The sequence below is a fragment of the Bacillus sp. AY3-1 genome, from assembly GCF_008368785.1.
GTDB lineage: Bacteria > Bacillota > Bacilli > Bacillales > Bacillaceae_G > Bacillus_A > Bacillus_A wiedmannii.
The window spans coordinates 1-25,390 of the sequence record NZ_QORZ01000021.1 but is presented as its reverse complement, the minus strand read 5'-3'; the positions used below and the strand labels follow the sequence as shown (position 1 = coordinate 25,390).

23 protein-coding genes and 2 pseudogenes are annotated in these 25,390 nt (G+C 39.3%); 24 read left to right on the top strand and 1 reads right to left on the bottom strand.

The features are described from left to right. Nucleotides 1-32: 32 nt before the first annotated feature. From atpF to DN389_RS22100, 8 genes are all read left to right on the top strand, one after another. Nucleotides 33-539, top strand: coding sequence for a F0F1 ATP synthase subunit B (atpF, locus tag DN389_RS22135; RefSeq protein WP_001142625.1), 507 nt, complete (start codon nucleotides 33-35; stop codon nucleotides 537-539). Then, the gene (atpH, locus tag DN389_RS22130; RefSeq protein ID WP_000064683.1) at nucleotides 536-1,078 is read left to right on the top strand and encodes a F0F1 ATP synthase subunit delta; all 543 of its coding nucleotides are present in this window, start codon (nucleotides 536-538) and stop codon (nucleotides 1,076-1,078) included. Before atpF ends, atpH begins: the two co-directional genes overlap by 4 nt. A gap of 11 nt (nucleotides 1,079-1,089) precedes the next feature. Further along, a complete protein-coding gene (gene atpA / locus DN389_RS22125; protein WP_000027510.1) occupies nucleotides 1,090-2,598 on the top strand; it encodes a F0F1 ATP synthase subunit alpha in 1,509 nt (502 codons plus the stop codon). A 290-nt stretch (nucleotides 2,599-2,888) separates the two neighbouring features. Further along, complete coding sequence (gene atpG / locus DN389_RS22120) at nucleotides 2,889-3,749, top strand: F0F1 ATP synthase subunit gamma (RefSeq protein ID WP_149237628.1); 861 nt, start codon at nucleotides 2,889-2,891, stop codon at nucleotides 3,747-3,749. Nucleotides 3,750-4,111: 362 nt separating this feature from the next. Further along, complete coding sequence (gene atpD, locus DN389_RS22115; RefSeq protein WP_048542681.1) at nucleotides 4,112-5,521, top strand: F0F1 ATP synthase subunit beta; 1,410 nt, start codon at nucleotides 4,112-4,114, stop codon at nucleotides 5,519-5,521. Nucleotides 5,522-5,541: 20 nt separating this feature from the next. Continuing rightward, nucleotides 5,542-5,943, top strand: a complete 402-nt coding sequence (atpC, locus tag DN389_RS22110; RefSeq protein WP_060487972.1) for a F0F1 ATP synthase subunit epsilon — start codon at nucleotides 5,542-5,544, stop codon at nucleotides 5,941-5,943. 131 nt (nucleotides 5,944-6,074) lie between these two features. Next, on the top strand, nucleotides 6,075-6,857 hold the full coding sequence (locus DN389_RS22105) for a DUF975 family protein (RefSeq protein WP_060487973.1): 783 nt from the start codon (nucleotides 6,075-6,077) through the stop codon (nucleotides 6,855-6,857). 47 nt (nucleotides 6,858-6,904) lie between these two features. Continuing rightward, on the top strand, nucleotides 6,905-7,558 hold the full coding sequence (locus tag DN389_RS22100; RefSeq protein WP_060487974.1) for a DUF975 family protein: 654 nt from the start codon (nucleotides 6,905-6,907) through the stop codon (nucleotides 7,556-7,558). 16 nt (nucleotides 7,559-7,574) lie between these two features. On the opposite strand, the gene DN389_RS22095 is transcribed toward DN389_RS22100, so the two are convergent. After that, nucleotides 7,575-10,304, bottom strand: a complete 2,730-nt coding sequence (locus tag DN389_RS22095) for a putative bifunctional diguanylate cyclase/phosphodiesterase (RefSeq protein WP_046955512.1) — start codon at nucleotides 10,302-10,304, stop codon at nucleotides 7,575-7,577. Between the two features lie 289 nt (nucleotides 10,305-10,593). Between DN389_RS22095 and nuoA the strand changes: the two genes are divergently transcribed. From nuoA to DN389_RS22010, 16 genes and pseudogenes are all read left to right on the top strand, one after another. Further along, nucleotides 10,594-10,962 carry an NADH-quinone oxidoreductase subunit NuoA gene (gene nuoA, locus DN389_RS22090; protein WP_000179270.1) on the top strand — a complete coding sequence of 123 codons (369 nt, stop codon included), beginning with the start codon at nucleotides 10,594-10,596 and terminating at the stop codon, nucleotides 10,960-10,962. Continuing rightward, nucleotides 10,953-11,471, top strand: coding sequence for an NADH-quinone oxidoreductase subunit NuoB (nuoB, locus tag DN389_RS22085; protein WP_000236331.1), 519 nt, complete (start codon nucleotides 10,953-10,955; stop codon nucleotides 11,469-11,471). The genes nuoA and nuoB overlap by 10 nt, the downstream gene beginning before the upstream one ends. Further along, a pseudogene (locus DN389_RS28925) lies at nucleotides 11,468-12,602 on the top strand (NADH-quinone oxidoreductase subunit C). Before nuoB ends, DN389_RS28925 begins: the two are co-directional and overlap by 4 nt. Before the next feature lie 3 nt (nucleotides 12,603-12,605). Then, nucleotides 12,606-13,706 (top strand): NADH-quinone oxidoreductase subunit NuoD, encoded by a 1,101-nt coding sequence (nuoD, locus tag DN389_RS22070; protein ID WP_000621434.1) that lies wholly within the window; start codon nucleotides 12,606-12,608, stop codon nucleotides 13,704-13,706. Continuing rightward, nucleotides 13,706-14,707, top strand: a complete 1,002-nt coding sequence (gene nuoH / locus DN389_RS22065; protein WP_064470669.1) for an NADH-quinone oxidoreductase subunit NuoH — start codon at nucleotides 13,706-13,708, stop codon at nucleotides 14,705-14,707. The genes nuoD and nuoH overlap by 1 nt, the downstream gene beginning before the upstream one ends. Before the next feature lie 25 nt (nucleotides 14,708-14,732). Next, the gene (nuoI, locus tag DN389_RS22060; RefSeq protein ID WP_000677191.1) at nucleotides 14,733-15,152 is read left to right on the top strand and encodes an NADH-quinone oxidoreductase subunit NuoI; all 420 of its coding nucleotides are present in this window, start codon (nucleotides 14,733-14,735) and stop codon (nucleotides 15,150-15,152) included. Further along, on the top strand, nucleotides 15,149-15,673 hold the full coding sequence (locus tag DN389_RS22055; protein WP_001012824.1) for an NADH-quinone oxidoreductase subunit J: 525 nt from the start codon (nucleotides 15,149-15,151) through the stop codon (nucleotides 15,671-15,673). The genes nuoI and DN389_RS22055 overlap by 4 nt, the downstream gene beginning before the upstream one ends. Continuing rightward, a complete protein-coding gene (gene nuoK, locus DN389_RS22050) occupies nucleotides 15,666-15,980 on the top strand; it encodes an NADH-quinone oxidoreductase subunit NuoK (RefSeq protein ID WP_000100078.1) in 315 nt (104 codons plus the stop codon). The genes DN389_RS22055 and nuoK overlap by 8 nt, the downstream gene beginning before the upstream one ends. A 29-nt stretch (nucleotides 15,981-16,009) precedes the next feature. Then, on the top strand, nucleotides 16,010-17,872 hold the full coding sequence (gene nuoL / locus DN389_RS22045; RefSeq protein WP_064470670.1) for an NADH-quinone oxidoreductase subunit L: 1,863 nt from the start codon (nucleotides 16,010-16,012) through the stop codon (nucleotides 17,870-17,872). Then, on the top strand, nucleotides 17,869-19,371 hold the full coding sequence (locus DN389_RS22040; protein WP_064470671.1) for an NADH-quinone oxidoreductase subunit M: 1,503 nt from the start codon (nucleotides 17,869-17,871) through the stop codon (nucleotides 19,369-19,371). The genes nuoL and DN389_RS22040 overlap by 4 nt, the downstream gene beginning before the upstream one ends. A 7-nt stretch (nucleotides 19,372-19,378) precedes the next feature. After that, nucleotides 19,379-20,893 carry an NADH-quinone oxidoreductase subunit NuoN gene (gene nuoN / locus DN389_RS22035; protein WP_048566758.1) on the top strand — a complete coding sequence of 505 codons (1,515 nt, stop codon included), beginning with the start codon at nucleotides 19,379-19,381 and terminating at the stop codon, nucleotides 20,891-20,893. A 212-nt stretch (nucleotides 20,894-21,105) separates the two neighbouring features. After that, nucleotides 21,106-21,342: a DUF1146 family protein gene (locus DN389_RS22030; RefSeq protein ID WP_000940744.1), complete on the top strand. Its 237-nt coding sequence runs from the start codon at nucleotides 21,106-21,108 to the stop codon at nucleotides 21,340-21,342. A gap of 51 nt (nucleotides 21,343-21,393) precedes the next feature. Next, nucleotides 21,394-22,098, top strand: a complete 705-nt coding sequence (locus DN389_RS22025; protein ID WP_000767922.1) for a YwmB family TATA-box binding protein — start codon at nucleotides 21,394-21,396, stop codon at nucleotides 22,096-22,098. A gap of 39 nt (nucleotides 22,099-22,137) precedes the next feature. Next, nucleotides 22,138-23,442 carry a UDP-N-acetylglucosamine 1-carboxyvinyltransferase gene (gene murA / locus DN389_RS22020; RefSeq protein WP_000411269.1) on the top strand — a complete coding sequence of 435 codons (1,305 nt, stop codon included), beginning with the start codon at nucleotides 22,138-22,140 and terminating at the stop codon, nucleotides 23,440-23,442. Between the two features lie 207 nt (nucleotides 23,443-23,649). Beyond that, nucleotides 23,650-24,669: a stage II sporulation protein D gene (gene spoIID / locus DN389_RS22015; protein WP_087983291.1), complete on the top strand. Its 1,020-nt coding sequence runs from the start codon at nucleotides 23,650-23,652 to the stop codon at nucleotides 24,667-24,669. Between the two features lie 97 nt (nucleotides 24,670-24,766). After that, a pseudogene (locus DN389_RS22010) lies at nucleotides 24,767-25,048 on the top strand (fatty-acid--CoA ligase); the annotation flags it as partial. Nucleotides 25,049-25,390: the final 342 nt, after the last annotated feature.

The window sequence follows — 25,390 nt, the reverse complement described above, 5'->3', positions numbered from 1 at the left end:
CAATTTAGATATTTTGAAGGGAGTGAATCCTTGTGCCAACTTTATTATTAGGGGCTTCCATTCCATTTGGAACGATTGCTTATACATTGTTCATTTTCTTACTTCTATTAGTAATGCTACGCAAATTCGCGTGGGGCCCTTTAATGGGAATTATGAAAGAACGTGAAGAGCATGTTACTAATGAAATCGACGCTGCAGAAAGAAGTAACGCTGAAGCGAAGAAATTAGTAGAAGAACAACGTGAAATGTTAAAACAATCGCGTGTTGAAGCACAAGAGTTAATCGAAAGAGCGAAAAAACAAGCTGTAGATCAAAAGGATGTTATTGTTGCTGCTGCGAAAGAAGAAGCAGAATCAATTAAAGCATCTGCTGTACAAGAAATTCAACGCGAAAAAGAGCAAGCGATTGCTGCTTTACAAGAACAAGTCGCTTCTTTATCTGTTCAAATTGCTTCTAAAGTAATTGAAAAAGAGTTAAAAGAAGAAGATCAAGTTAAGTTAATTCGCGATTATATTAAAGAAGTAGGAGAAGCGCGATGAGCAATGGGATTGTAGCAAAACGTTATGCTGTCGCTCTTTTTAAAATTGCAAAAGAAAAACACGTATTAGAAATGTTTGAAGAGGAATTACGCCTTGTACAAAACGTTTATGTAAAGAACGGAGAACTACATAGCTTTTTAACGCAACCGAACATTTCAAAAGAGCAGAAGAAAACGTTTCTTGCGAACGTATTCGGATCTGTTTCTGAATCTATTTTAAATACGTTATATATTTTAATTGATAACAAACGCATTGATATCTTACCTGAAATTGCAGATGAATATGTTGTTCTTGCTAATGAAGAACGTAACGTAGCCGACGCAACTGTATATTCTACTCGTCTTCTATCAGAAGAAGAGAAGCTTAACATTGCAGAAGCATTTGCAAAGAGAACGGGAAAAGATGCAATTCGCGTAAAAAATGTTGTAGATGAAGATTTACTAGGCGGCATTAAAGTACGTATTGGAAATCGCATTTACGACGGAAGCTTGCAAGGAAAATTAGCACGTATTCAGCGTGAATTAATGAAGAATAGATAGGGGTGAAGCACATGAGCATCAGAGCTGAAGAAATTAGCGCACTGATAAAGCAACAAATCGAGAACTATCAGTCTGAAATCGAAGTTAGTGATGTTGGTACAGTTATCCAAGTTGGTGACGGTATTGCGCGTGCTCATGGTCTTGATAACGTTATGGCTGGTGAACTTGTAGAGTTCTCTAACGGCGTTATGGGACTAGCACAAAACTTAGAGGAAAACAACGTAGGTATCATTATTTTAGGACCTTACACAGAAATTCGTGAAGGTGACGAAGTTCGTCGTACTGGTCGCATCATGCAAGTACCAGTAGGAAAAGAACTAATCGGTCGTGTTGTAAACCCATTAGGTCAACCAGTTGATGGTTTAGGCCCAATCAATACAACAAACACTCGTCCAATCGAAAGTCCAGCACCAGGTGTAATGGATCGTAAATCTGTTCATGAGCCACTTCAAACAGGTATTAAAGCGATCGATGCTCTTGTACCAATTGGCCGTGGTCAACGTGAGTTAATCATTGGTGACCGTCAAACAGGTAAAACAGCAGTTGCACTTGATACAATCATTAACCAAAAAGATGAAGATATGATTTGTATCTATGTAGCTATCGGACAAAAAGAATCAACTGTACGTAACGTAGTAGAAACACTACGTAAGCACGGTGCATTAGATTACACAATCGTTGTAACTGCATCAGCTTCTCAACCAGCTCCATTATTATACTTAGCTGCTTATGCTGGTGTAACAATGGGTGAAGAGTTCATGTACAATGGTAAACACGTATTAGTAGTATATGATGACTTATCAAAACAAGCAGCGGCTTACCGTGAGCTTTCATTACTATTACGTCGTCCTCCAGGTCGTGAAGCATATCCAGGGGATGTGTTCTACTTACATTCTCGCTTATTAGAGCGTGCAGCAAAATTAAGTGATGCAAAAGGCGGCGGTTCTTTAACTGCACTACCTTTCATCGAAACACAAGCAGGGGACGTATCAGCTTACATCCCAACAAACGTAATTTCTATTACGGATGGACAAATCTTCTTACAATCTGACCTATTCTTCTCTGGCGTACGTCCAGCAATCGATGCGGGTACTTCTGTATCTCGTGTAGGTGGATCTGCTCAGATTAAAGCAATGAGTAAAGTATCAGGTACACTTCGTCTTGACCTTGCATCTTACCGTGAGTTAGAAGCGTTCGCTCAGTTCGGTTCTGACCTTGATAAAGCAACTCAAGCGAAACTAAACCGTGGTGCTCGTACTGTTGAGGTATTAAAACAAGGATTACACAAACCATTACGTGTAGAGAAACAAGTTATCATTCTTTACGCTTTAACACGTGGATTCCTAGATGATATCCCAGTAGTAGATATCACTCGTTTCGAAGAAGAATTCCATGCTTGGTTAGATTCTAATGCGACTGACTTATTAGAAGAAATCCGCACAACTAAGAAACTTGCGGATGACGACAAATTTGCAGCAGCTATTAATGGATTTAAAAAAGTATTCGTAGCTTCTGAATAATAAAAGCGGAAGCGGCTCGTTCTGAATGTGAGGGGGATGGAGCTTCTGACGAAGAGGCGGTCTTTGCCTCGTAGGAAGAAGTGAAGCCACCGAACATTCAAGCCGCTGGAGCTAGATAATATATATAAAAGGCATCTCAAGTTTTGAGATTGCTGACGGTTATGTAAAGGAAAAGAGTAGGTGCACCTATTCTTTTCCTTCAATCATGAGCAAGAATGTCTTGCAACGTAGATTAGGAAGAGAATTCTTACTAATCGTGCCAACTTCCGGAAAAAAGGTGGTGAAAACCTGTGGCATCTTTACGCGATATAAAAGCGAAGATTAACTCGACAAAGAAAACGAGTCAAATTACGAAAGCGATGGAGATGGTATCTGCATCTAAGTTAAACCGTGCAGAGCAAAATGCTAAATCTTTCGTTCCGTATATGGAAAAGATTCAAGAAGTAGTAGCGAGCATTGCGCAAGGAAGTAAAGGAATTAATCATCCGATGCTAAATGCGCGTCCTGTAAAGCGTACAGGGTACATCGTTATTACATCTGATCGCGGACTAGCAGGTGGTTATAACAGTAACGTATTACGTACAGTAAGTAACGTAATTCGTGAACGTCATAATATGGATTCAAACCAATATTCAATTATTGTGCTTGGCCGACTAGGACGTGATTATTTAAAACGTCGCGGCTTTAACATCATTGATGAAGTAGTTGGACTATCTGACCACCCATCATTTACTGATATTAAAGAGCTTGCTTCTCGAGCAATTGCGATGTTTGCAGATGGTGCTTATGATGAGCTGTATATTTACTACAACCATTACGTAAGTAAAATTTCACAAGAAGTAACGGAAAATAAAATTTTACCGCTTACTGATGTGGCGTCTGAGAAACCGACGACAGCTTATGAATTCGAACCTTCTGAAGAAGAAATTTTAAAAGTACTATTGCCACAATACGCAGAAAGCTTAGTGTACGGTGCATTACTAGACGGTAAAGCAAGTGAACACGCAGCGCGTATGACAGCAATGAAGAGTGCTACAGACAACGCAATGGAAGTTATCGATTCACTTACACTTTCATTCAACCGTGCGCGTCAGGCAGCGATTACGCAAGAAATTACGGAAATCGTTGGTGGAGCAGCAGCGTTAGAGTAGTAATAAAAAGCGTAGGCGGTTCGTCCAGAATGAGAGGGGGATGGAGCTTTTGACGTAGAGGCGATTTGTGCCTCGCAGGAAAAAGCGAAGCCACCGAACACTCTAACCGCCGGAGCTAGATTCAGTAAAAAGTGGAAGCGGCTCGTCCAGAACAAGAGGGCATTGGAGCTCCTGACGAAGAGGCGTAGTTTGCCTCGCAGGAAGGCACGAAATGACCGACTGTTCTAGCCGCTGGAACTAGATTCAATAAAAGCGTAGGCGGCTCTTTCAAAAGAGTCGCGTAAGCTATAAACCAATAAAAAATTAAAAGCTAACTGCTCGTAGAAAGTTGGCTAATTAAAAGAAAGCTAGGAGGGAACCCGATGAATAAAGGGCGCGTTACGCAAATCATGGGTCCGGTTGTAGACGTTAAGTTTGATGGCGGAAAGCTACCAGAAATCTACAACGCCCTTACGGTAAAACAAAGCAACGAAAACGGAGCAAGCATTAACTTAACATTTGAAGTTGCACTTCATTTAGGTGATGATACAGTTCGTACAGTTGCAATGTCTTCCACAGACGGACTTGTTCGTGGCACAGAAGTAGAAGATACTGGTAAAGCAATCTCTGTACCAGTTGGTGATGTAACACTTGGTCGCGTATTTAACGTATTAGGTGATGCAATTGACTTAGATGGTGAAGTTCCTGCGGATGTACGTCGTGATCCAATTCACCGTCAAGCACCTGCATTCGAAGAATTATCTACTAAAGTAGAAATTCTTGAAACTGGTATTAAAGTAGTAGACTTACTTGCTCCTTACATTAAGGGTGGTAAGATCGGTCTATTCGGTGGTGCCGGTGTAGGTAAAACTGTATTAATTCAGGAATTAATTAACAACATCGCACAAGAACACGGTGGTATCTCTGTATTCGCTGGTGTAGGTGAGCGTACTCGTGAGGGTAACGATTTATACCACGAAATGAGCGATTCTGGCGTAATTAAGAAAACTGCGATGGTATTCGGACAAATGAATGAGCCACCTGGAGCACGTCAACGTGTTGCATTAACAGGTTTAACAATGGCTGAACATTTCCGTGATGAGCAAGGACAAGACGTACTATTGTTCATCGATAATATCTTCCGTTTCACGCAAGCAGGTTCTGAAGTATCTGCCCTTCTTGGTCGTATGCCATCTGCGGTAGGTTACCAACCAACACTTGCAACAGAAATGGGTCAATTACAAGAGCGTATTACATCTACAAATAAAGGGTCTATCACGTCTATCCAAGCGGTATATGTACCAGCCGATGACTATACTGACCCAGCACCAGCTACAACGTTCGCTCACTTAGATGCAACAACAAACTTAGAGCGTCGTTTAACACAAATGGGTATTTACCCAGCCGTAGATCCATTGGCATCTACATCTCGTGCACTTTCGCCAGAAATCGTAGGAGAAGAGCATTATGAAGTGGCTCGTCAAGTACAGCAAACTTTACAACGTTACAAAGAGCTTCAAGATATCATCGCTATCTTAGGTATGGATGAGTTATCTGAAGAAGATAAGTTAGTTGTACATCGTGCTCGTCGAATTCAATTCTTCTTATCTCAAAACTTCCACGTAGCTGAGCAGTTTACAGGTCAAAAAGGTTCTTACGTACCTGTAAAAAATACAGTTAGTGGTTTCAAAGAAATTCTAGAAGGAAAATATGATGACCTTCCAGAAGATGCATTCCGTTTAGTTGGTGGCATTGAAGAAGTTATTGAAAACGCGAAGAAAATGATGGCGTAAGGCCTTAGGAGGGACGAAGTATGAAGACATTTCCAGTCAGTATTGTAACTCCTGATGGACCGGTTTACGAAAAAGAAGTAGAAATGGTAAGCGTAAAAGCAGAGAGTGGGGAAATGGGGATCTTACCAGGTCACATTCCAACTGTTGCACCGTTAAAAATTAGTGCAGTTCGTCTGAAACATGGTGGACACACTGATTATGTAGCAGTAAGCGGTGGCTTTATCGAAGTTCGTCCAGATAAAGTAACTGTATTATCATCATCTGCTGAAGAAGCAAACCATATCGATATCCATCGTGCAAATGAAGCGAAGCGTCGCGCTGAGCAACGTATGCAAGATAAACAAGCACATGTTGACTTTAAACGTGCAGAAATGGCATTACAACGTGCTGTGAACCGTTTAAACGTTTCCGATATGAAATAAAAAATCCGTAAAGGCTTTGCCTTTACGGATTTTTTTTTTGTAGTTCATGGATAATTTTACAAAAATGGTATAATTATATTGATGCTTGTATAAGTAGAGAATGTACAACAATTTATAAAGGGGATGAATAAATGATCGGTGAAATGAAACGAGAAGCGTTGCACTCTTTAAAGGGAAAATGGGGACTAGGTGTTGGATCAACGATTTTATATTTTATTTTAAGTTATGTTGTTTCAATGGCTGCAATGCTTATACTTTTAATTCCAGGAGTTATTATATTTTTACTATTTGCTGGTTTAACAGGTTCACTTGAAGAGGAAACAATATCAATCGGAGCAGGTATTACATTTGGTATTTTTTATTGCATCATAATAATTTTGAGTAACGCATCGTATGGAATTACATCATACGGTTATACAAATGTATTTTTACAGATTAGTAAACGAGAAGGTGCTAAAGTAGATCACTTATTCGAAGGATTTCGTGGCTTTAAAAGAATGATGAAAACGATGTGGGCAATGCTTGCGATTTTATTATATACAGGTACATGGATTCCAATGTTGCTAGTAGCCTTATTCGCATTTTTCGGTGAAGAAGGAAATACGTCGTTTACTATCGCTTTCTTTGTACTATTAGCTATTTCAATCGTTGTTATGATTGTGATGTATTTTTCTTATGCGATGACGTACTATGTAATGATTGAAAATCCAGAGTATAGTGTGTCACGAGCAATGAAAGAAAGTAAGCATCTTATGAAGGGACATAAGTTAGATTTGTTTCTTTTATGGCTTAGTTTTATAGGATGGGGTATTTTAGGGATTTTAACACTTGGAATTGGTTTTCTTTGGCTTAGCCCGTATATGAGTACAACGACAGCGCATTTTTATCGTTATCTTTCAAAAGACGAATTGTAGTAGGAACATGCTATACTAATAGAGTTATTACGTATAGGAGGAACAATATGATTAGTGATTTAAAAGGAGAAGCGTTAGATTCATTAGAAGGGAAATGGGGATTAGCTGTCGGGGCAACATTACTGATTTCGATTCTTATTTCAGCTTTTAGCTTTAGTATTGATTTCATTTTCTCTCAATTTTGGGATTGGAAAGAAGTAAATAACTCACTTTCAGTAGACGTTATTACAATATTGATGGTAGGTCCATTAACGCTAGGTGGTTATCATTTAGCGCTACATATCATTCGTGAAAAGGAAGCACGTATTGGGCATATATTCAGATGGTTTACAGAAGGAAGTAAGTTTATAAAGTCATTTTTATTATATATAGTAGTGAACATTTATATTTTCTTATGGTTTTTACTATTTATTATTCCAGGCATTATTAAATCATTTTCTTATGCGATGACGTACTTTATAATAAATGATCATCCTGAGTATTCCATAAATCAAGCTATTACAGAAAGTCGTCGTATGATGAATGGACATAAGATGGAGTATTTCATTTTATGTTTAAGCTTTATTGGTTGGTTTATATTAAGTTGTATTACGCTCGGGATTGGATTCCTATGGCTAATTCCATATTTTTATACGACGTCAGCAGCTTTTTATGAAGAAATTGCAGAGGAGTATTACGAGAAAACAATTCCGACACTATAAAAACACCCAGTATGAGCTATTGGTTCATACTGGGTGTTTTTTGTAGAAATTTTATAAATTGATGACTAGTAAGTGGTTTACTGAAATAGTAACCTTGCATATATTTACAGTTGTTCTTTTGTAGAAACTTAAGTTGTTTTTCTGTTTCAATTCCTTCAGCAACGACAGAGAGGTTTAAAGTATTTGCAAGGGAAAGGATAGTGGAAACAATAGCTCGTTCCTCAGGCCGATGATCGGCTAGTTGTGTAAATTCTCTCGGTACTTTTAACGTATCGATAGGGAAAATTGATAAATAAGCGAGAGAGGAATAGCCGGTACCGAAGTCATCAATGGACGTTTGAATACCATATTCCTTTAATTGTTTTAGTCTTGATAATGTTTCTTTTTCGTTGATCATTGCAATTCGTTCTGTTAGCTCAAGTGTTACATGCTTTGGATCGACTTTAATGTCTGTTAGTATTTGTGAAATGTTCTCGATTAAATGATCTTGCTGGAACTCTTTTGCAGATAAGTTCACACTTATTTTTAAATCTGTGTAGCCGAAAGTATGCCATATTTTTAACTGGCGACAAGATTCTTTTAATACCCAATGACCGAGCGGAACGACTTGAGGCGTCTCTTCTACAATTGGAATGAACTCACATGGCGGAATGTCACCTAGGAGTGGGTGTTTCCAGCGTATTAATGCTTCAGCACCAATAATCTTTTTCGTCGTAATATCAATTTGTGGTTGATAGACGAGATAAAACTCTTCGTTTACTAAAGCAAGTGGTAAATCTTTTTCAATTCGAGCTTTTCGTTCCATTTTTTTATACAATTCTTTCGTGTACAGAGAGCTACCATTTTTTCCTTTATTTTTTGCTTCGTACATGGCCATATCAGCATGCTGTAAAATGGACAATGGATCTTCACCTGCTTCAGGATATATTGCAATCCCGATGCTCGGTGAGATTTGTAAATGTTGACTTTCAATTTCGAATGGTTCGTTCATGGCTGCCACAATCGTATCAGCCATTTTTTTTACATCGGGTCTTTTTTTATAATTTTCGATAAGGATTGTGAACTCATCCCCAGCTAGCCGGGCGAGCTTCATATTTGGTGTCGATAGTCTTTCTAGTCTTTTTGCTACGGCAATTAATAGAAGGTCTCCTACCCTATGACCGAGGGTATCATTAATAACCTTAAAGCGGTCTAGGTCCAGAAACATAACAGCAAAAGGCCTTTTTGATATTTCGGATCGAGCAATTGCTTGTTCTACATATTGATGAAATGCACGGCGATTTGCAAGCTCTGTTAAAGTATCATGATATGCTAGAAAATTAATTTGTTCTTGTTGTTGTTTGCTTTCCGTAATATCTTTAATCATTAAATAAACACCAGAAATATGATCCTTTAAAAAGATAGGAACTGCTGTAACATGCAAGTAGTAAATATCCCTATTTTTATGATATGCCCGTACTTCTAAAGAAATAGATTTCCCCTTTTTTACCCGATGAAAGGCACTAATGATTTCTTCCAAATCTTCTTCATACATAAGTGAATAGTAAGGTTGATTTAATAATTCATTCGTTTGATAACCGAGCAAAGTAGTACCAGCGTTATTCACTTTGAGAAAATTACCGTACAAATCTAAGGTGAAGATTGGATCTGGATGATGCTCATATAAAGATTTAAACATCTGTTGGTTATGATATAGTTCATTCTTTTGTTCTACTAAATCTTCTGTACGTAGTTCAATTTGTTTTTCGAGTTCCGAGTTGAATTGCATTTGGGCTAGTAATAATATTTTATTTTGTTTTCGAACTAAACTATGGCGTATGAGAACGAAGGAGAAAGTTATTATAAGCCCGATTACTACAATAGGTGCAAAAACATATTCAACTAGTATAAAAACAATAAGCATTACTACAGAAATATAAGGTAATGACAATCTGATCGATTCCCCAAGTTTAGGTGTTAATAGTACTTGCTCTTGTCTTTCAGGTTCTTTTGTATGCAGAATACAGGCGATTGCTACTAGTACTAAAGTTACTTGATAGAGAGGAGTAACTGTAAACATAGAATACTCGGGTGTGAAGTATTTAATATAAGCATAAATCGCATCTGTAGTAGCATATAAAATTAAAGCACTGCCAAGAAGCGCACCAACTTTTTTGGATAATAAGGATAATGGCTTGAATAACAGATTGATTCCTATGAGAAGAAAGAGCAAATCGGCCATTGGATAGGTAAGTTGAACAAATATGTCGATATAGGATGTTGAAGAAACGTGAATGGTGCGTTCAATAAGTAAGTAGTAACTTAAAGTGAATTGTGCTGTAACAATAATACAAATATCACATATCATAAAAAGCTTTTCTAATAAATCGCGGTTATAGATGATTTCATATAGAAAGGCAAATGCAAAGCTAATTAAAAAAAGTAAGTAAAAAAAATCGGACGGATCAACGAATGTATAGTAGTCCTTTAAAATTAAACGTTGATAGGCAACGACCATATCACCAATGAAATAAGAGAGGGTTCCAACAGATAAAATGGTCCAAAATAAACGAGGTAACCCTTCTTTCCTATTTGAAAAATAAAGTATATAACTACAAGCGATAATATCAATGAATAAGGTACTCATTCCAATTAATATTTGAAAAGGAAATGAGTATTCATATAGAAAAGGCATTGCCACGTAATGAATCGCTATAGATAACAATATAATGCTTATAAGAATACTTACATGTGTTTGTTTTTTCATTTATCTCACCCACGGTATATACATATAAATTCCTCTTTTTATTTTTTATTGTTTCTTGAAACATATATATAATTTCTATACTTATTTTACACAGGTTTAGCGAGTTATAAAAATAGATTTTAATAATTCTCGTTTCGGTCCCCAATATATCGACATAGGAATTTGAAGTTTGCTATAATGATTAAAATAGTTGCATTATTTAGAAAAATTTAAAAATAATAATTACTGCAACTAGGACATATTGTTTACTAAGTGAACTTGTTCTTAATTCAGGGGGGAGGGTTTCACAATGGCAAGTGTATATGAAAATAGTTATATGATCGTTTTGATTTTCTTGCTATTAGGTATATTGCTGCCGGTAGTGGCTCTTACATTAGGAAAGATGCTGCGTCCAAACAAACCAAGTGCAGCGAAAGCGACGACGTATGAGAGTGGAATTGAGCCTTTTCATGATGCAAATATTCGGTTTCATGCTCGTTATTATATTTTTGCTTTATTGTTTGTCATCTTTGATGTAGAAACTTTATTTTTATATCCATGGGCTGTTGCATATGACAAGCTCGGTTTATTTGCACTGATTGAAATGCTCATCTTTGTTGTAATGTTGCTAGTTGGATTAGCGTATGCTTGGAAAAAGAAGGTGTTACAATGGTTATAAATTTTGAGGAATTACATCCAAATGAGCGGGCGGAATTAGAACGAAATATCTTTTTTTCTACATTGGAGCAGTTAAAAGGATGGGCACGAAGCAATTCTTTATGGCCAATGACATTCGGACTAGCATGCTGTGCAATTGAAATGATGGGAGTAGGTTCATCACATTACGATTTAGATCGATTTGGGTCATTTTTTCGGACATCGCCAAGGCAATCGGACGTTATGATTGTGTCGGGAACAGTAACGAAGAAGATGGCTCCTATTGTTCGGCGTTTATACGATCAAATGCCTGAACCAAAATGGGTGATTGCAATGGGATCTTGTGCGACAGCAGGTGGCCCATATGTAAATTCGTACGCTGTTGTGAAAGGTGTGGATCAAATTGTACCAGTTGATGTGTATATTCCTGGTTGCCCACCCAATCCTGCTGCTTTAATTTATGGAATTAATAAATTGAAAGAAAAAATTCGTTACGAGGCAAAGACGGGAAAGCAGGTGACGAATAAATGAGTGATCCAAATAAAGACCTAGAGGATTTGAAAAGAGAAGCGGCTAGGCATGCGAAAGAAGAGGCGAGAAAGCGTCTCGTTGCGAAACATGATGCGGAAATAAGTAAACTTGAGGAAGAAAATCGAGAAAAAGAGAAAGCGCTACCAAAAAGTGATGGTATGACTGTGGAAGAAGTAAAACGACGTGCAGCAGCAGCCGCAAAAGCAAAAGCGGCAGCGTTAGCAAAGCAAAAAAGAGAAGGAACCGAAGAAGTAACGGAAGAAGAAAGGGCCAAAGCGAAGGCGAAGGCAGCAGCAGCCGCAAAAGCAAAAGCGGCAGCGTTAGCAAAGCAAAAAAGAGAAGGAACCGAAGAGGTAACGGAAGAAGAAAAGGCAAAGGCCAAAGCGAAGGCGAAGGCAGCAGCAGCCGCGAAAGCAAAAGCGGCAGCGTTAGCGAAACAGAAGAAGAAAAGCCAAAGCGAAGGCGAAGGCCGTGGCGGTAGCAAAGGCAAAGGCAGCGGCTTTAGCGAAGCAGAAGTCCTCGCTAGGTGATGGGAAATCGGGAGATGAAAAGGCGAAGGCAATTGCAGCAGCGAAGGCAAAAGCGGCAGCAAGGGCGAAGACAAAGGGCGCTGAAGGTAAAGCGGAAGAGGAGCCGAAGCAGGAAGAGCCATCCGTGAATCAGCCGTATTTAAATCAGTATGTTGAAGTTATTAAGGGGAAAATTGGAGAGGATACGTTAGTAGATTCCTACATTAATAAACTTTCAAAAGATGTGCCAACTCTTGTGGTGGAGCCCTCAAAATATTATGAAGTAATGGAGTTACTGCGATTCCATGAGGGACTTGCTTTTGATTATATGTCAGAGCTACATGCGACGGATTTTGTGACACATATGGAAGTATATGTTCATTTATTTTCATATGGAAAGAAACAGTCAGTAGCGGCGAAGGTGAAGTTGGATAGGGAAGCACCAGAAGTAGAGTCGGTTGCAGCGCTTTGGAAAGGAGCGGACTGGCCAGAGCGAGAAGCGTATGATTTGCTCGGCATTGTATTTAAGGGACATCCGAATTTATCACGTATTTTAATGCCTGATGATTGGATAGGGTATCCGCTTCGGAAAGATTATGAACCGTATGATGTGGAGGTGTAGCTTATGATCCGTACGGAAGAAATGCTTTTGAATGTAGGGCCTCAGCATCCGAGTACGCATGGTGTGTTCAGGCTTGTTATTAAGATTGACGGGGAAATTATTAAAGAAGCTACACCAGTTATTGGATATTTGCATCGCGGGACCGAAAAGATTGCCGAGAGCTTACAGTATACGCAAATTATCCCTTATACAGATCGAATGGACTATTTATCGGCCATGACGAATAATTACGTCATTTGCCATGCTGTAGAGACGATGATGGGGCTTGAAATCCCGGAGCGGGCCGAATACTTACGAGTACTTGCAATGGAGCTTGGAAGGATTGCGAGCCACCTCGTTTGGTGGGGGACAAATCTTCTTGATATAGGAGCGGTCAGCCCGTTTTTATACGCTTTTCGTGAACGAGAGATGATTATAAATTTATTAAACGAATTATGCGGTGCCCGTCTTACTTTTAACTATATGAGAGTCGGGGGTGTAAAGTGGGATGCGCCGGACGGTTGGATTGAAAAAGTGGAAGAGTTTGTTCCGTATATGCGAGAACAATTGGCAGGTTATCATGATCTCGTTAGCGGTAATGAGATTTTCTTAAATCGCGTAAAAGGCGTTGGTATATATAGCGCGGAAGAAGCGATTTCGTATTCTTTAAGCGGAGCGAATTTGCGGTGTACCGGAGTAAACTGGGATCTTCGCAAGGATGAACCGTACTCCATTTATGATCGTTTTGATTTCGATATTCCTGTTGGGAGTGTGGGAGATGCTTGGGATCGTTACGTTTGCCGCATGCAAGAGATTGAGGAGTCATTAAAAATTGTTGAGCAAGCTGTCCAGCAGTTCCCGAAAGACGGAGCTGTGCTAGCGAAAGTGCCGAAAATCATTAAGGCGCCTAAAGGGGAAGCGTTCGTCCGTATAGAATCGCCGAGAGGAGAGATTGGTTGCTATATTGCTAGTGATGGAAAGAAAGAGCCGTACCGCTTGAAGTTTCGCAGGCCGTCTTTTTACAATTTGCAAATTTTACCGAAGTTATTGAAAGGTGAAAACATCGCCAATTTAATTACGATTTTAGGTGGAGTTGATATTGTACTTGGGGAGGTTGATGGCTAATGATTGAAACGCTCTTACAATCACCTTCAAGCTGGACGAATTTCTTCATTTTTTTCGGATTAGCGGTGCTTCTATTATTTGCAGTCCTTGGCTTCGTTACATATGGTATTTTGGCAGAACGGAAAGTAATGGGTTTTATGCAAGGGCGGATTGGACCAAACCAAGTTGGGGGCCGGTTCGGTTTACTGCAAACGGTAGCTGATGTTTTAAAACTATTATTGAAAGAAGATAGTATTCCGAAAGCGGCAGATAAACCGTTGTTTATATTAGCGCCTGTCATTGCATTCGCACCGGCATTTATGGTGCTTGCAGTCATCCCGTTTACTGATAAATTTCAGTTCGCGGATATTGGCGTAGGCTTACTGTATTACATTGCTGTTTCTGGCATTACGACGATTGGTGTCGTAACCGGAGGATGGGCATCAAATAATAAATATTCCCTTTTAGGAGGGATGCGTGCGGCGGCGCAAATGATTTCTTATGAAATTCCGCTCGTAATGAGTGTAATTGGCATCGTTTTGTTAGCTGGTAGCCTGAATTTAAATGAAATTGTAGCGGCACAGGAGAATGTTTGGTACATTTTCGTGCAGCCAATCGGTTTCGTCGTTTTCTTAATCGCGGCGGTAGCAGAGTTAAATAGGACGCCGTTTGATTTACCAGAAGCAGAATCGGAACTTGTTTCTGGATATCATACGGAATACTCAGGGTTTAGATGGGCGTTTTTCATGCTTTCAGAGTACGTATATTTCTTCGGAATGTCATCTTTAATTACAGTGCTCTTTTTAGGCGGATGGAATCCAGTTATGTTCCTTGGATTTATCCCAGGAGCTGTATGGTTTGCTTTGAAATTTAGCAGTGTAGTCTTTCTATTAATTTGGTTCCGCGTTACGTTTCCGCGTATAAGAGGTGACCAGTTAATGGAGTTTGGCTGGAAAGTATTATTGCCAATTGCACTTGCGAATATTTTCTTAACGGCATTGATTAAGGAGTTATTCTTCTAATCTATGAGGGGGGTGCCAGTAAGAGATGAAAGGATTATTTAAAGGATTAAAATATACATTAAGCAATTTGAGTAAGAAGAAGGTGACTTACGATTATCCGAATCAACCGTTGCCGTTGCCAGACCGCTTTCGAGGTATTCAAAAGTTTTATCCGGAAAAGTGTATTGTTTGTAACCAATGCTCCAACATTTGTCCGACAGACTGTATTCAGTTAACAGGAAAAAAACATCCGGATCCTACGAAAAAAGGAAAAATTATTGACACGTACGATATTAATTTTGAAATTTGTATTCTGTGTGATTTATGTACAGAAGTTTGCCCGACAGAGGCGATTGTTATGACAAATAACTTTGAGCTCGCGGAATATTCACGTGATGATTTATTTAAAAATTTGCAGTGGCTTGACGAAAACGACGAAAACGTCAGGAAGGAGAATAAAGCATGAATGGCGAGTTTGTAGCATTCTTCATACTATCCTTGTCTGCAATTATCGGCGGTGTTCTTATGTTGAACTTAACGAAAGTCATGCATATGATGCTAGCTCTCGTTCTGACATTTCTTAGTATCGCAGGTTTGTACTTTCTTTTATCGGCCGAATTTATCGGAGTTGCACAAATTTTACTTTACTCCGGTGCGATTACAATTATTATGATTTTTGGCATTATGTTAACGCAACATAACGCAGAAAATGAATCGCGTCTTACTCTTCGAAAATGGATTATCTTCTTTGCGGTTGTAGCATTTGGGGCAGTTATGTATTTCGCTGTTAACAATATTGATTTTGCAAATGAAAGCACACAAGGAAGTTTACCTCTCCATGAAAAAAACACACTTCAAATCGGTACACTTCTCTATTCGAAATATATTATTCCATTTGAGTTAACCTCAGTCATTTTACTTGTAGCACTTGTTGGCGCGATTATACTTGCGAAGAAGGATGAGAAAGAGGAGGATTCCAATGAGTAGCGTTCCAGCTTCTGCATATTTAACGCTTGCGATTATTTTGTTTTGCATCGGTTTGTTTGGAGCTTTAACGAAGCGAAATACAGTGATTGTATTAGTTTGTATTGAATTAATGCTTAACGCGGCCAATTTAAATTTAGTCGCGTTTAGTAAATTAGGTTTGTTCCCAAATTTAACAGGGCAAATTTTCTCTCTGTTTACGATGGCTGTAGCAGCAGCGGAGGCGGCGGTAGGACTCGCCATTTTAATTGCTTTGTATCGTAATCGTACGACGGTTCATGTAGATGAAATGGATACGCTCAAAGGATAACATTGTGACCGAAAAGGGGGAAGGAAACAATGATCGATTATGCATGGCTCATACCGCTTTTCCCGCTTGTTTCGTTTTTTTTATTACTTATATTCGGGAAGAAAATTAGAGAAGGAAGCAGTGTACTTAGTATTTTCCTCGTCTTTCTCTCCTTTATATTTGCGGTACTTGTATTAATAGAACGGTTTTCGAAAGTAGGATTGAAGCATAAGTGGGTATGGCTTAGAACGGGAGATATTGATATATCATTTGGCTTTGAAGTGACTGCATTAGGGGCTTTAATGCTGTTTATCGTTACACTTGTGAGTTTACTTGTACATGTGTATTCGAAAGGTTATATGAAAGGTGATGAAAGATTACCAACCTTTTATGCCTATTTAGGGCTCTTCACATTTGCGATGCTCGGGCTCGTTATATCACCGAATTTATTACAGCTTTATATATTTTGGGAGTTAGTCGGCCTTGGTTCATTTTTACTCATCGGTTTTTATTTCTTTAAAGAAGAAGCGAAGGCTGCTGCGAAAAAGGCTTTTATTATGACTCGTATTGGAGATGTCGGTTTATTTATAGGGATGATCTTACTTTTTTGGCACGCGGGTAGTTTTGAATATGACGCAATATTTAGGGCGATTCGTACGGGTGATCTTACCCCTACCATGATTACAATAACAGCGATATTAATTTTTATCGGGGCGATGGGGAAGTCAGGTCAGTTCCCGCTTCATACGTGGTTACCAGATGCAATGGAGGGGCCGACGCCTGTTTCGGCACTTATTCATGCGGCGACGATGGTCGCAGCTGGCGTGTATTTAGTGGCGACGATGTTCCCGCTATTTTCAGCAAGTGCGGTGGCGATGCAGACAGTGGCAATCGTTGGAGCTTTCACCGCAATCTTTGCGGCTTCTATCGGTCTTGTACAAACGGATATAAAGAGAGTGCTCGCTTATTCTACGGTTAGCCAGCTAGGTTATATGATGCTCGCATTAGGATCTGCTGGTTATGTAGCTGGTGTTTTCCATTTAACGACACACGCCTTTTTTAAAGCGCTACTATTTTTGGCGGCAGGAAGTGTCATTCATGCAGTGCATACGCAAGACATTAATAAAATGGGCGGTTTACAGAAGAAGATGAAAGTAACGGGTGCACTATTTTTAATCGGTACACTTGCAATTAGCGGTGTGCCACTCCTTTCCGGCTTCTTTAGTAAAGATGAAATTTTAGCGGCGACTTGGATGAATGGCAATTACGTTTTATTCATATTAGCAGTAATTGCAGCGTTCTTAACAGCATTCTACATGTTCCGGCTCTACTTCCTTGTCTTTACTGGGGAAGCAAAGACAAAGGAAGATGTGCATGAATCGCCCCGCGTTATGACGTATCCGATGATCGTTCTCGGGGTCCTTGCAGTAGTGGCAGGTTATATAAATACACCGTGGTTTGGGACGTTTCTCGGGGATTGGCTTACGAAAGATGTAGCATTTAAAGTGCGAGAGGCACACGGACCAGTTTGGATTATGATCGTAGCGACTATCGTTTCATTTGCAGGAATCGCTCTCGCATATTTCATATATGGTAAGAAATCTATTTCTAGAGATTGGGCTGGGGGCGATGGAACACCTCTTTATAACCTATTGAAAGAAAAATATTATGTGGATGAACTATACAATATGACAGTGCTCCCTATTACGAAGGGAATCGCTCATGTGCTTCGCTTATTTGAGGTGTATGTAGTCGAAGGAATTGCCGTTTTAATAGGGAGTCTAGTTAAAGGGATAAGCGGACTCGGTTCTAGACTCCAAAACGGAAATGTACAAGTGTACGGCACTGTAACAGCTGTTTCGCTTGCAGTACTCGTCATTATTTTGCTCTATACGGGAGGGGATTTACGATGAATGATTTGTTATTAACGTTCTTCATTTTTTCCCCGCTTTTAGGAATTCTCTTACTTGTATTAACGCCAAAAAAAGAATCGCGTACTGTGCGAGCACTTGGTTTATTTGGGACGGCGCTTCCATTTGGAATCGCTATCGTCCTCGCTTGTACATATGCTTCTGGAAAGAGTTTGTCGCTATTCGATGAAAAAGTGAAATGGATTAAATTTGGGGATTTTGCAGCGGTGGATAAAAGATGGTTTTCCATTTATTACGAGCTCGGCATTGATGGTTTATCGCTCGTTATGATGGTGCTGACAGCCCTTCTAGCGATGCTTGCAGCAATTGCGGCATTTACTATTAAAAGAAACTTGAAAGCCTTTTATATGCTGCTACTCATATTAGAAATAGGGATGCTCGGCGTCTTCGCTGCTCAAAATTTAATGTTGTTCTTTATCTTCTTTGAAATTACGTTGCCGCCAATGTTTTTATTAATTGGAAAGTGGGGGAAATTGTCGAGTGAAAAGGCTGCTTATAGCTATTTAATATATAACGGTATTGGCTCCGCTATTTTACTCATCGTTTTCTCAGTTTTATTTGCAAAAACAGGTACAACAAATATTACAGAGCTTAAAGAAATATTAACGAGCGTAGGTGCTGGGGGAGGAATGGCTGTCTCAAGTAGCTTACAGTTCGGATTGTTTCTTGCCATAATGATTGCTTTTGCGATTAAACTACCCGTTTTCCCGTTACATCGCTGGATGGTCAATGTGCATATTGAAGCGCATCCGGCTGTAGTTATGCTTCACGCGGGCGTTTTACTGAAGATTGGGGCATACGGTATGATTCGTTTCGGAAAGGGGCTATTCCCGGAATACTTTCGCGAGTTTGCAACGCTTATTGCGATTTTAGGAGTCATCAATTTATTGTACGGAGCCTTCTTAGCGCTCATTCAAACGGATTTTCGGAAGGTGCTTGCTTACTCTAGTATTTCGCATATGGGCATCGTATTAATGGGCCTTGCGGCGTTAAATGCACCAGGTATACAAGGGGCACTATTCCAAGTTGTCTCTCACGGTTTAATTGCAGCCTTACTCTTTTTCTTACTGGGCGTTATAGAACAGCGCTTTGGAACGTCGGATATTACAGCGCTTGGCGGACTCGCAAAAAGTGTCCCGGTACTTAGCGGATTCTTCTTAGCAGGAGGAATGGCATCGCTTGGATTGCCAGGAATGTCTGGATTTGTTAGCGAGTTTCTTGCCTTTCTCGGTTTATTCCAAGGGGAGCCAGTCATTGCTGCAGTCGGTGTGCTCGGCATCATTTTAACCGCTGTATACGTATTGAGAGCAACGCTTCAAGTAACTTTTGGTAAGAAAGAGTGGGAGGCGAAAGCTGATATACACGGATGGGAGTATGTCCCTATATTGCTACTTATCTTCTGCATTATTGCAATTGGAGTAATGCCAGAAATACTAGGGGATCCGCTTCAAAATACATTGAAAACATTGGGGGTGAAGTAGGATGGATATGAATACGTTACTTAGCTTATCATGGCATCTCATGGTGCCAGAATTCATTATTCTCGGAGCTGCCATCCTTCTTTCCATATGTGATTTGTTTTTTAAGTTGAATCATAGATATGTAGCGCTTAGTGCAATCGCAGCCGTCATATTAGCAATCGTGTCGTTAATCACGCTATACGGTGAACCGACAGGAGATATTTTAAATGGATCGTTTGTGTTAGATGGGTTTTCAAAAGGGTTTAAAACGTTGTTATTAGGCGGAGCGGCCCTCATCTTATGCACCGCCATGAGCGATGATAAGAAGAATCCAATTGAAGATAAGGGAGAATATTATTACTTATTTTTAATGGCGCTTCTTGGGGCTATGTTTATGGCTTCTAGTATCGACTTCATTACACTTTTCGTCGGTTTAGAATTGCTTTCACTTTCTTCATATATTTTAGTAGGAATACGAAAAAGGAACCGTGCGTCAAACGAGGCGGCCATGAAATATGTCATTAATGGAGGTATTGGCACGGCAATTACGCTCTTTGGAATGAGTTATTTATACGGTATTACAGGATCAACTAATATCGTGGATATGCAAAAAGTATTCGCAGGGGAGCTTGCTGGTGGTATTCAGTTATTGTTAGCTCTCGCATTTCTACTATTACTCGTTGGACTCTCGTTTAAAATTGCGACAGTGCCGTTTCATATGTGGGCACCAGATGTGTATGAGGGAGCGGCTACACCTGTTACTGCTTTTCTCGGAACGATTTCTAAAATTGCTGGATTCTTACTCATTATTCGTCTGTTTCTCATGGTTTTTGCAAGTGTATCGGTGCAAGGAGACATGCAATCTTTATACGGACGTATGAGCATATACATTGCAGTACTAGCGAGTATTACGATGATTATTGGAAACGTAGTAGCGTTAAAGCAATATAACGTAAAACGCCTATTTGCCTATTCGGGAATCGCACATGCGGGGTATTTACTCGTTCCGCTTGTAGCATTATCACCATTTACGATGGATAGCATGTGGTTTTACATGCTTGCGTATATGCTTATGAATATAGGCGCATTTGCAATTATTCACGGCTTAATCTTACAAAGTAACAAAGAAAACATTACCATTTTTACCGGATTATATAAGCGATCGCCATTTACAGCGATAGTGATGACGATTTTTATATTATCGTTGGCTGGGATACCAGGAACAGCTGGTTTCATCGGGAAAATTAACATCTTTTTAGGTGCACTGCATGTAGAGCCAGCTCATTACGTACTAGCTTCTATTATGATGGGGACGACAGTCATCTCATTCGTATATTATTTCCGTATTCTACAGCAAATGTTTTTCCGGACGGGAGGAGTGGAAGAGAAAATTCGTTTGCCATTGAATATAAAGGTTGTTATGAGCCTTTGTGCAATCTCGATTGTAATACTAGGGATTATGCCGATGATTGGATACAATTTCTTTTATGAATATTTTCCATTAATGAAGGATTTCTTCTTCTTAGGGAACGTGGTACAATAGTGAAAATAAAAGGTGTGGAGTTGTTACTCTGCGCTTTTTATTTTGTGTGAATTACAATTGAAAATGCATGTAGGTATATGTTTTTTGAGAGCAAATTATGATGTGAAATGTAAGATGCTTATTTGTATTTGAAAAAGTGTGGCGCCTACTTATTATGGTATCGTTTTTATAGTATTTCGTAAGTAGTAGCTGGGTAAAAAGGGGTCGATTTTTTGGCACATCTTTTAGGGCAACAAGCACTGATTGCCATTGTTTCGCATTTATTGTTTATTACCATTACGTGGTGGGCCTTACAAGGTGTTCACATTGAGCGTTTAATGAAGTCTGGAAAGGTGATGCAGACGCGAGTGTTACTCATCCTAATTACAATTGCAATTGGGACATCTGTAAGTAACTTTTTCCTTGATTATTTAGGCTATTCAAAGAGTTTAACGTATTTAGTAAAGTAAGTGTATAGAACCTCATATCTCCGTTAACAATGGGGATAGGAGGGGATGAAATTGAAGCTTAAAGCCATTCTTATTGTTGTGATAAGTGTTGTTTTATTTTTGGTTGGATATAGAGAGATGAAACCGATCAGCGATGAACAGAAAATGGAGAGCATGATTGCAACTTTAGAGAAAAATGATGCTAAAGTAGAGAAGTGGTCATGGTTAGCACGAGAAACAAAAACAATTTCTAATATACATATGTTTCAAAAGTTGTTAAACGATGTGAAGGACAAGGCGAATATTCAAAAGTGGGAATTAGAGCAATCTCCAGATGGATATAAAGCTACATCCTATAAAAAGTTTTCTTCTTATGAAGAACGAGTAGTAGTAACATGGAGTAAGGAAAATACTAAAGAAAACACTTTCATTATTTTTGAAGTAAGCGGGGCGAAATGGGACCCGAAGTACATTCAGAAAACAAATAAAATTTTTAGTGAAAAACCTATAATTTACACTTGTGTTCAAGGTGTACTGAATGATAAGATTGAAGGTGTTTTGCAAAATAAAACCAATCAGTTTTTGAAAGATCTTTCAGCAAGAGCGATCGAACAGATAGAAGAAAGAGCATTTGTGTCAGTCTCCGCATACAATAAAAAGTGGGATGACGCTCTTTCAACAAATAGAGAGAAAATAAATGTGCAAATAGCAATACGTTCTACAGACAACAAAGATACAATTGTGGTTGGCACACCGATCATAACTTCTGAGTATTGAGTGAATAGATACTGAAAAAAGGACACGGAGGGGAATAATTTGGAAAAGATCATCGTCCGTGGCGGAAAGCGGTTAAACGGCACAGTGCGTGTTGAGGGCGCAAAAAATGCTGTATTACCTATAATCGCTGCAGCCCTATTAGCGAGTGATGGAAAGAATGTACTATCTGAAGTACCAGTTTTGTCTGATGTATACACAATTAATGAGGTATTACGTCATTTAAATGCTGAAGTCGTATTTGAAAATAACCAAGTAACAATCGATGCTTCTAAAGAACTAAACATTGAAGCACCATTTGAATATGTACGTAAAATGCGTGCATCTGTGCAAGTAATGGGACCATTACTTGCACGTAACGGCCGTGCTCGTATTGCACTTCCTGGTGGATGTGCAATTGGTTCACGTCCAATTGACCAACATTTAAAAGGCTTCGAAGCAATGGGAGCAAAAGTACAGGTTGGTAATGGTTTTGTTGAGGCATACGTTGAGGGAGAACTAAAAGGGGCTAAAATTTATTTAGACTTCCCAAGCGTGGGCGCGACAGAAAACATTATGTCTGCAGCTACATTAGCAAAAGGGACAACAATCCTTGAAAACGCAGCGAAAGAACCAGAAATCGTTGACTTAGCTAACTTCTTAAATGCGATGGGAGCGAAAGTACGCGGAGCTGGAACTGGAACGATTCGTATCGAAGGCGTTGATAAATTATATGGTGGAAACCACTCTATTATTCCTGACCGTATTGAAGCGGGAACATTCATGGTTGCAGCGGCAATTACTGGTGGAGACATCTTAATTGAAAATGCTGTACCTGAACATTTACGCTCAATTACAGCGAAAATGGAAGAAATGGGTGTTAAAGTTATTGAGGAAAATGAAGGTGTACGTGTTATCGGCCCAGATAAGTTAAAAGCGGTTGATATTAAAACTATGCCTCACCCAGGTTTCCCAACAGACATGCAATCACAAATGATGGCATTATTACTACAAGCTGATGGAACAAGTATGATTACAGAAACGGTATTCGAAAACCGCTTTATGCACGTTGAAGAATTCCGTCGTATGAATGCTGATATTAAAATCGAAGGTCGTTCTGTTATTATGAACGGTCCAAATAGCTTACAAGGTGCTGAAGTAGGCGCAACTGACTTACGTGCTGCTGCTGCATTAATCTTAGCTGGTTTAGTATCTGAAGGTTACACTCGTGTAACTGAGTTAAAGCATCTTGACCGTGGTTATGTAGATTTCCATAAGAAATTAGCTGCATTAGGTGCAACTATTGAACGTGTAAACGAAAAAGTAGAAGAAGTGAAAGAACAAGAAGTTTCTGATCTTCATGCTTAATTGAAATAGTCTCTACGTCTTTTGACGTAGGGACTATTTTTTTGGGTTATTACTGTTATAGTCAATAAATTCTATACTTATGCACGTACCAGTAAAAATATTTAGAAAATTTTCGTTTTAGCTGGTTCCCCTTAAGTATGTTCTAAAAGAAAGAGTTGTTCCATAAGAATGAATGGAGTAAAGCTTTTGGATATTGGGGGAAATAAGATGAAATTTTCAAAGCCACTTTTTATCACAGTAGCGCTTCTAATAGCGCTCGTTATCATTGTACCTGCTGCTCTTGTTATTCCGTTTGCGAAAGCAAAAGTAGGGGAAGAAGCAGCTTCTAAAACTCCTCCAGCGATAGAAAGTATACCTGCTCCAGGGAAAGTGGATACAGCGGTTCAAGTTGCTGTATATCGTGATCAGCAAAAGAAGGTAGAAACATTACCTATGGAGGAGTATGTGACCGGTGTAGTAGCTTCTGAGATGAATGCCAGCTTTGAAATAGAGGCGCTAAAGGCGCAGGCATTAGCAGCGAGAACATTTGTGGTACAGCGTATGCTAAGCGGAGGTAAGAAAAACAATGCGGACGTGACCGATACGGTGAAAGATCAAGTGTACAAAAGTAAAGAAGAATTGAAGAAACAATGGGGCAATAACTACGAAAATAATTTGAAGAAAATCGAAGAAGCCGTTTCGAAAACCGCAGGACAAGTTTTAACGTATGATGGAAAACCAATCTCAGCATCCTTCTTCTCAACGAGTAATGGCCGGACAGAAAATGCAGCTGATTATTGGGGAAATGATTATCCGTACTTAAAGAGCGTAGATAGTCCGTGGGATCAAGCCTCTCCAAAATTTACGAGCGAGCAAACCTTTACAGTAGCTGACTTTCAAAAGCGTCTCGGTGTGAAGGTGTTGGCAGACGGGAAGGTTGGGAATATTAAAGATCTTACGGAAGGAAAGCGAGTAAAAGATGTAGCATTTCAAGGGAAAACATTAACAGGAAAGCAAGTTCGTGAAAAGTTAGATTTACGCTCTTCTGACTTCACATGGAAACAAGAGGGAGATAAAATCGTCGTTACAACGAAGGGATTCGGTCACGGCGTTGGCATGAGCCAATACGGAGCAAATGGCATGGCAGCGGAAGGTAAGAAATATACAGATATCGTTGCTCATTATTATAAAGGTGTCGAAATAAAGTCGATGAATGATTATGAAGGAAAGTTAATGGTGAAGAAGTAGGGGGAAAAGAAACCGTTCCAAGAGGTATATTGGGACGGTTTTCTTTTGTTAGTGGATAGGTTAATAGATATATTAAAAAAATCGTCAATGTTTAGCGATGACAGAACTCTGTTTAAAGGGCCCATGGATCGCTGGAAGCTATTATAAGGATGAACGTACAGAAGAATCAATGAAAGACGGTTGGCTCTATACAGGAGACATTGTCACGGTTGATTCGGAAGGATGTATTAAGATTGCTGATCGTACGAAAGACTGGATTAAAAGTGGAGGTGAATGGATTTCTTCCGTAGATTTAGAAAATGCTTTAGTGTCGCACGATAAAGTGTTAGAAGCATCTGTTGTGGCGGTGCCGCATGAAAAATTAGAGAAGAAGGCTATCCTTTCATTTGGATAGCCTTCTTTTTATGGTACTTCATAAAATATCTAAATCTTCCATTAACTGTTTGGTATAATAGGATAAAAAGTATTTGGGGGAGACAGAATGGCGTTATTGGAGTTGAAACAATTAGGGAAACTAACTGTTACGATTTATTTAACCAATTATAACGAAAGTTAATTAAATATATCAGTAAGCCCTGCTAGTCAAGTGATTGGCTGGTAGTGAGGGTTAACTGCGGGCAATCCCTAAAGCTGATTGAACTACAACGTGGCTAGAAATAGCGAGCGTGAATGTCGCGAAAGCAGAAAAAATCAATCAGATGGTGCAAGGTTAAATCCTAAA

What these genes read in the sequence shown, in the direction of transcription:
- atpH (WP_000064683.1), top strand. Translation starts at nt 536, where the DNA reads ATGAGCAATGGGATTGTAGCAAAACGTTATGCTGTCGCTCTTTTTAAA.
- atpA (WP_000027510.1), top strand. Translation starts at nt 1,090, where the DNA reads ATGAGCATCAGAGCTGAAGAAATTAGCGCACTGATAAAGCAACAAATC.
- atpD (WP_048542681.1), top strand. Translation starts at nt 4,112, where the DNA reads ATGAATAAAGGGCGCGTTACGCAAATCATGGGTCCGGTTGTAGACGTT.
- atpC (WP_060487972.1), top strand. Translation starts at nt 5,542, where the DNA reads ATGAAGACATTTCCAGTCAGTATTGTAACTCCTGATGGACCGGTTTAC.
- DN389_RS22105 (WP_060487973.1), top strand. Translation starts at nt 6,075, where the DNA reads ATGATCGGTGAAATGAAACGAGAAGCGTTGCACTCTTTAAAGGGAAAA.
- DN389_RS22100 (WP_060487974.1), top strand. Translation starts at nt 6,905, where the DNA reads ATGATTAGTGATTTAAAAGGAGAAGCGTTAGATTCATTAGAAGGGAAA.
- DN389_RS22095 (WP_046955512.1), bottom strand. Translation starts at nt 10,304, where the DNA reads ATGAAAAAACAAACACATGTAAGTATTCTTATAAGCATTATATTGTTA.
- nuoA (WP_000179270.1), top strand. Translation starts at nt 10,594, where the DNA reads ATGGCAAGTGTATATGAAAATAGTTATATGATCGTTTTGATTTTCTTG.
- nuoB (WP_000236331.1), top strand. Translation starts at nt 10,953, where the DNA reads ATGGTTATAAATTTTGAGGAATTACATCCAAATGAGCGGGCGGAATTA.
- nuoD (WP_000621434.1), top strand. Translation starts at nt 12,606, where the DNA reads ATGATCCGTACGGAAGAAATGCTTTTGAATGTAGGGCCTCAGCATCCG.
- nuoH (WP_064470669.1), top strand. Translation starts at nt 13,706, where the DNA reads ATGATTGAAACGCTCTTACAATCACCTTCAAGCTGGACGAATTTCTTC.
- nuoI (WP_000677191.1), top strand. Translation starts at nt 14,733, where the DNA reads ATGAAAGGATTATTTAAAGGATTAAAATATACATTAAGCAATTTGAGT.
- DN389_RS22055 (WP_001012824.1), top strand. Translation starts at nt 15,149, where the DNA reads ATGAATGGCGAGTTTGTAGCATTCTTCATACTATCCTTGTCTGCAATT.
- nuoK (WP_000100078.1), top strand. Translation starts at nt 15,666, where the DNA reads ATGAGTAGCGTTCCAGCTTCTGCATATTTAACGCTTGCGATTATTTTG.
- nuoL (WP_064470670.1), top strand. Translation starts at nt 16,010, where the DNA reads ATGATCGATTATGCATGGCTCATACCGCTTTTCCCGCTTGTTTCGTTT.
- DN389_RS22040 (WP_064470671.1), top strand. Translation starts at nt 17,869, where the DNA reads ATGAATGATTTGTTATTAACGTTCTTCATTTTTTCCCCGCTTTTAGGA.
- nuoN (WP_048566758.1), top strand. Translation starts at nt 19,379, where the DNA reads ATGAATACGTTACTTAGCTTATCATGGCATCTCATGGTGCCAGAATTC.
- spoIID (WP_087983291.1), top strand. Translation starts at nt 23,650, where the DNA reads ATGAAATTTTCAAAGCCACTTTTTATCACAGTAGCGCTTCTAATAGCG.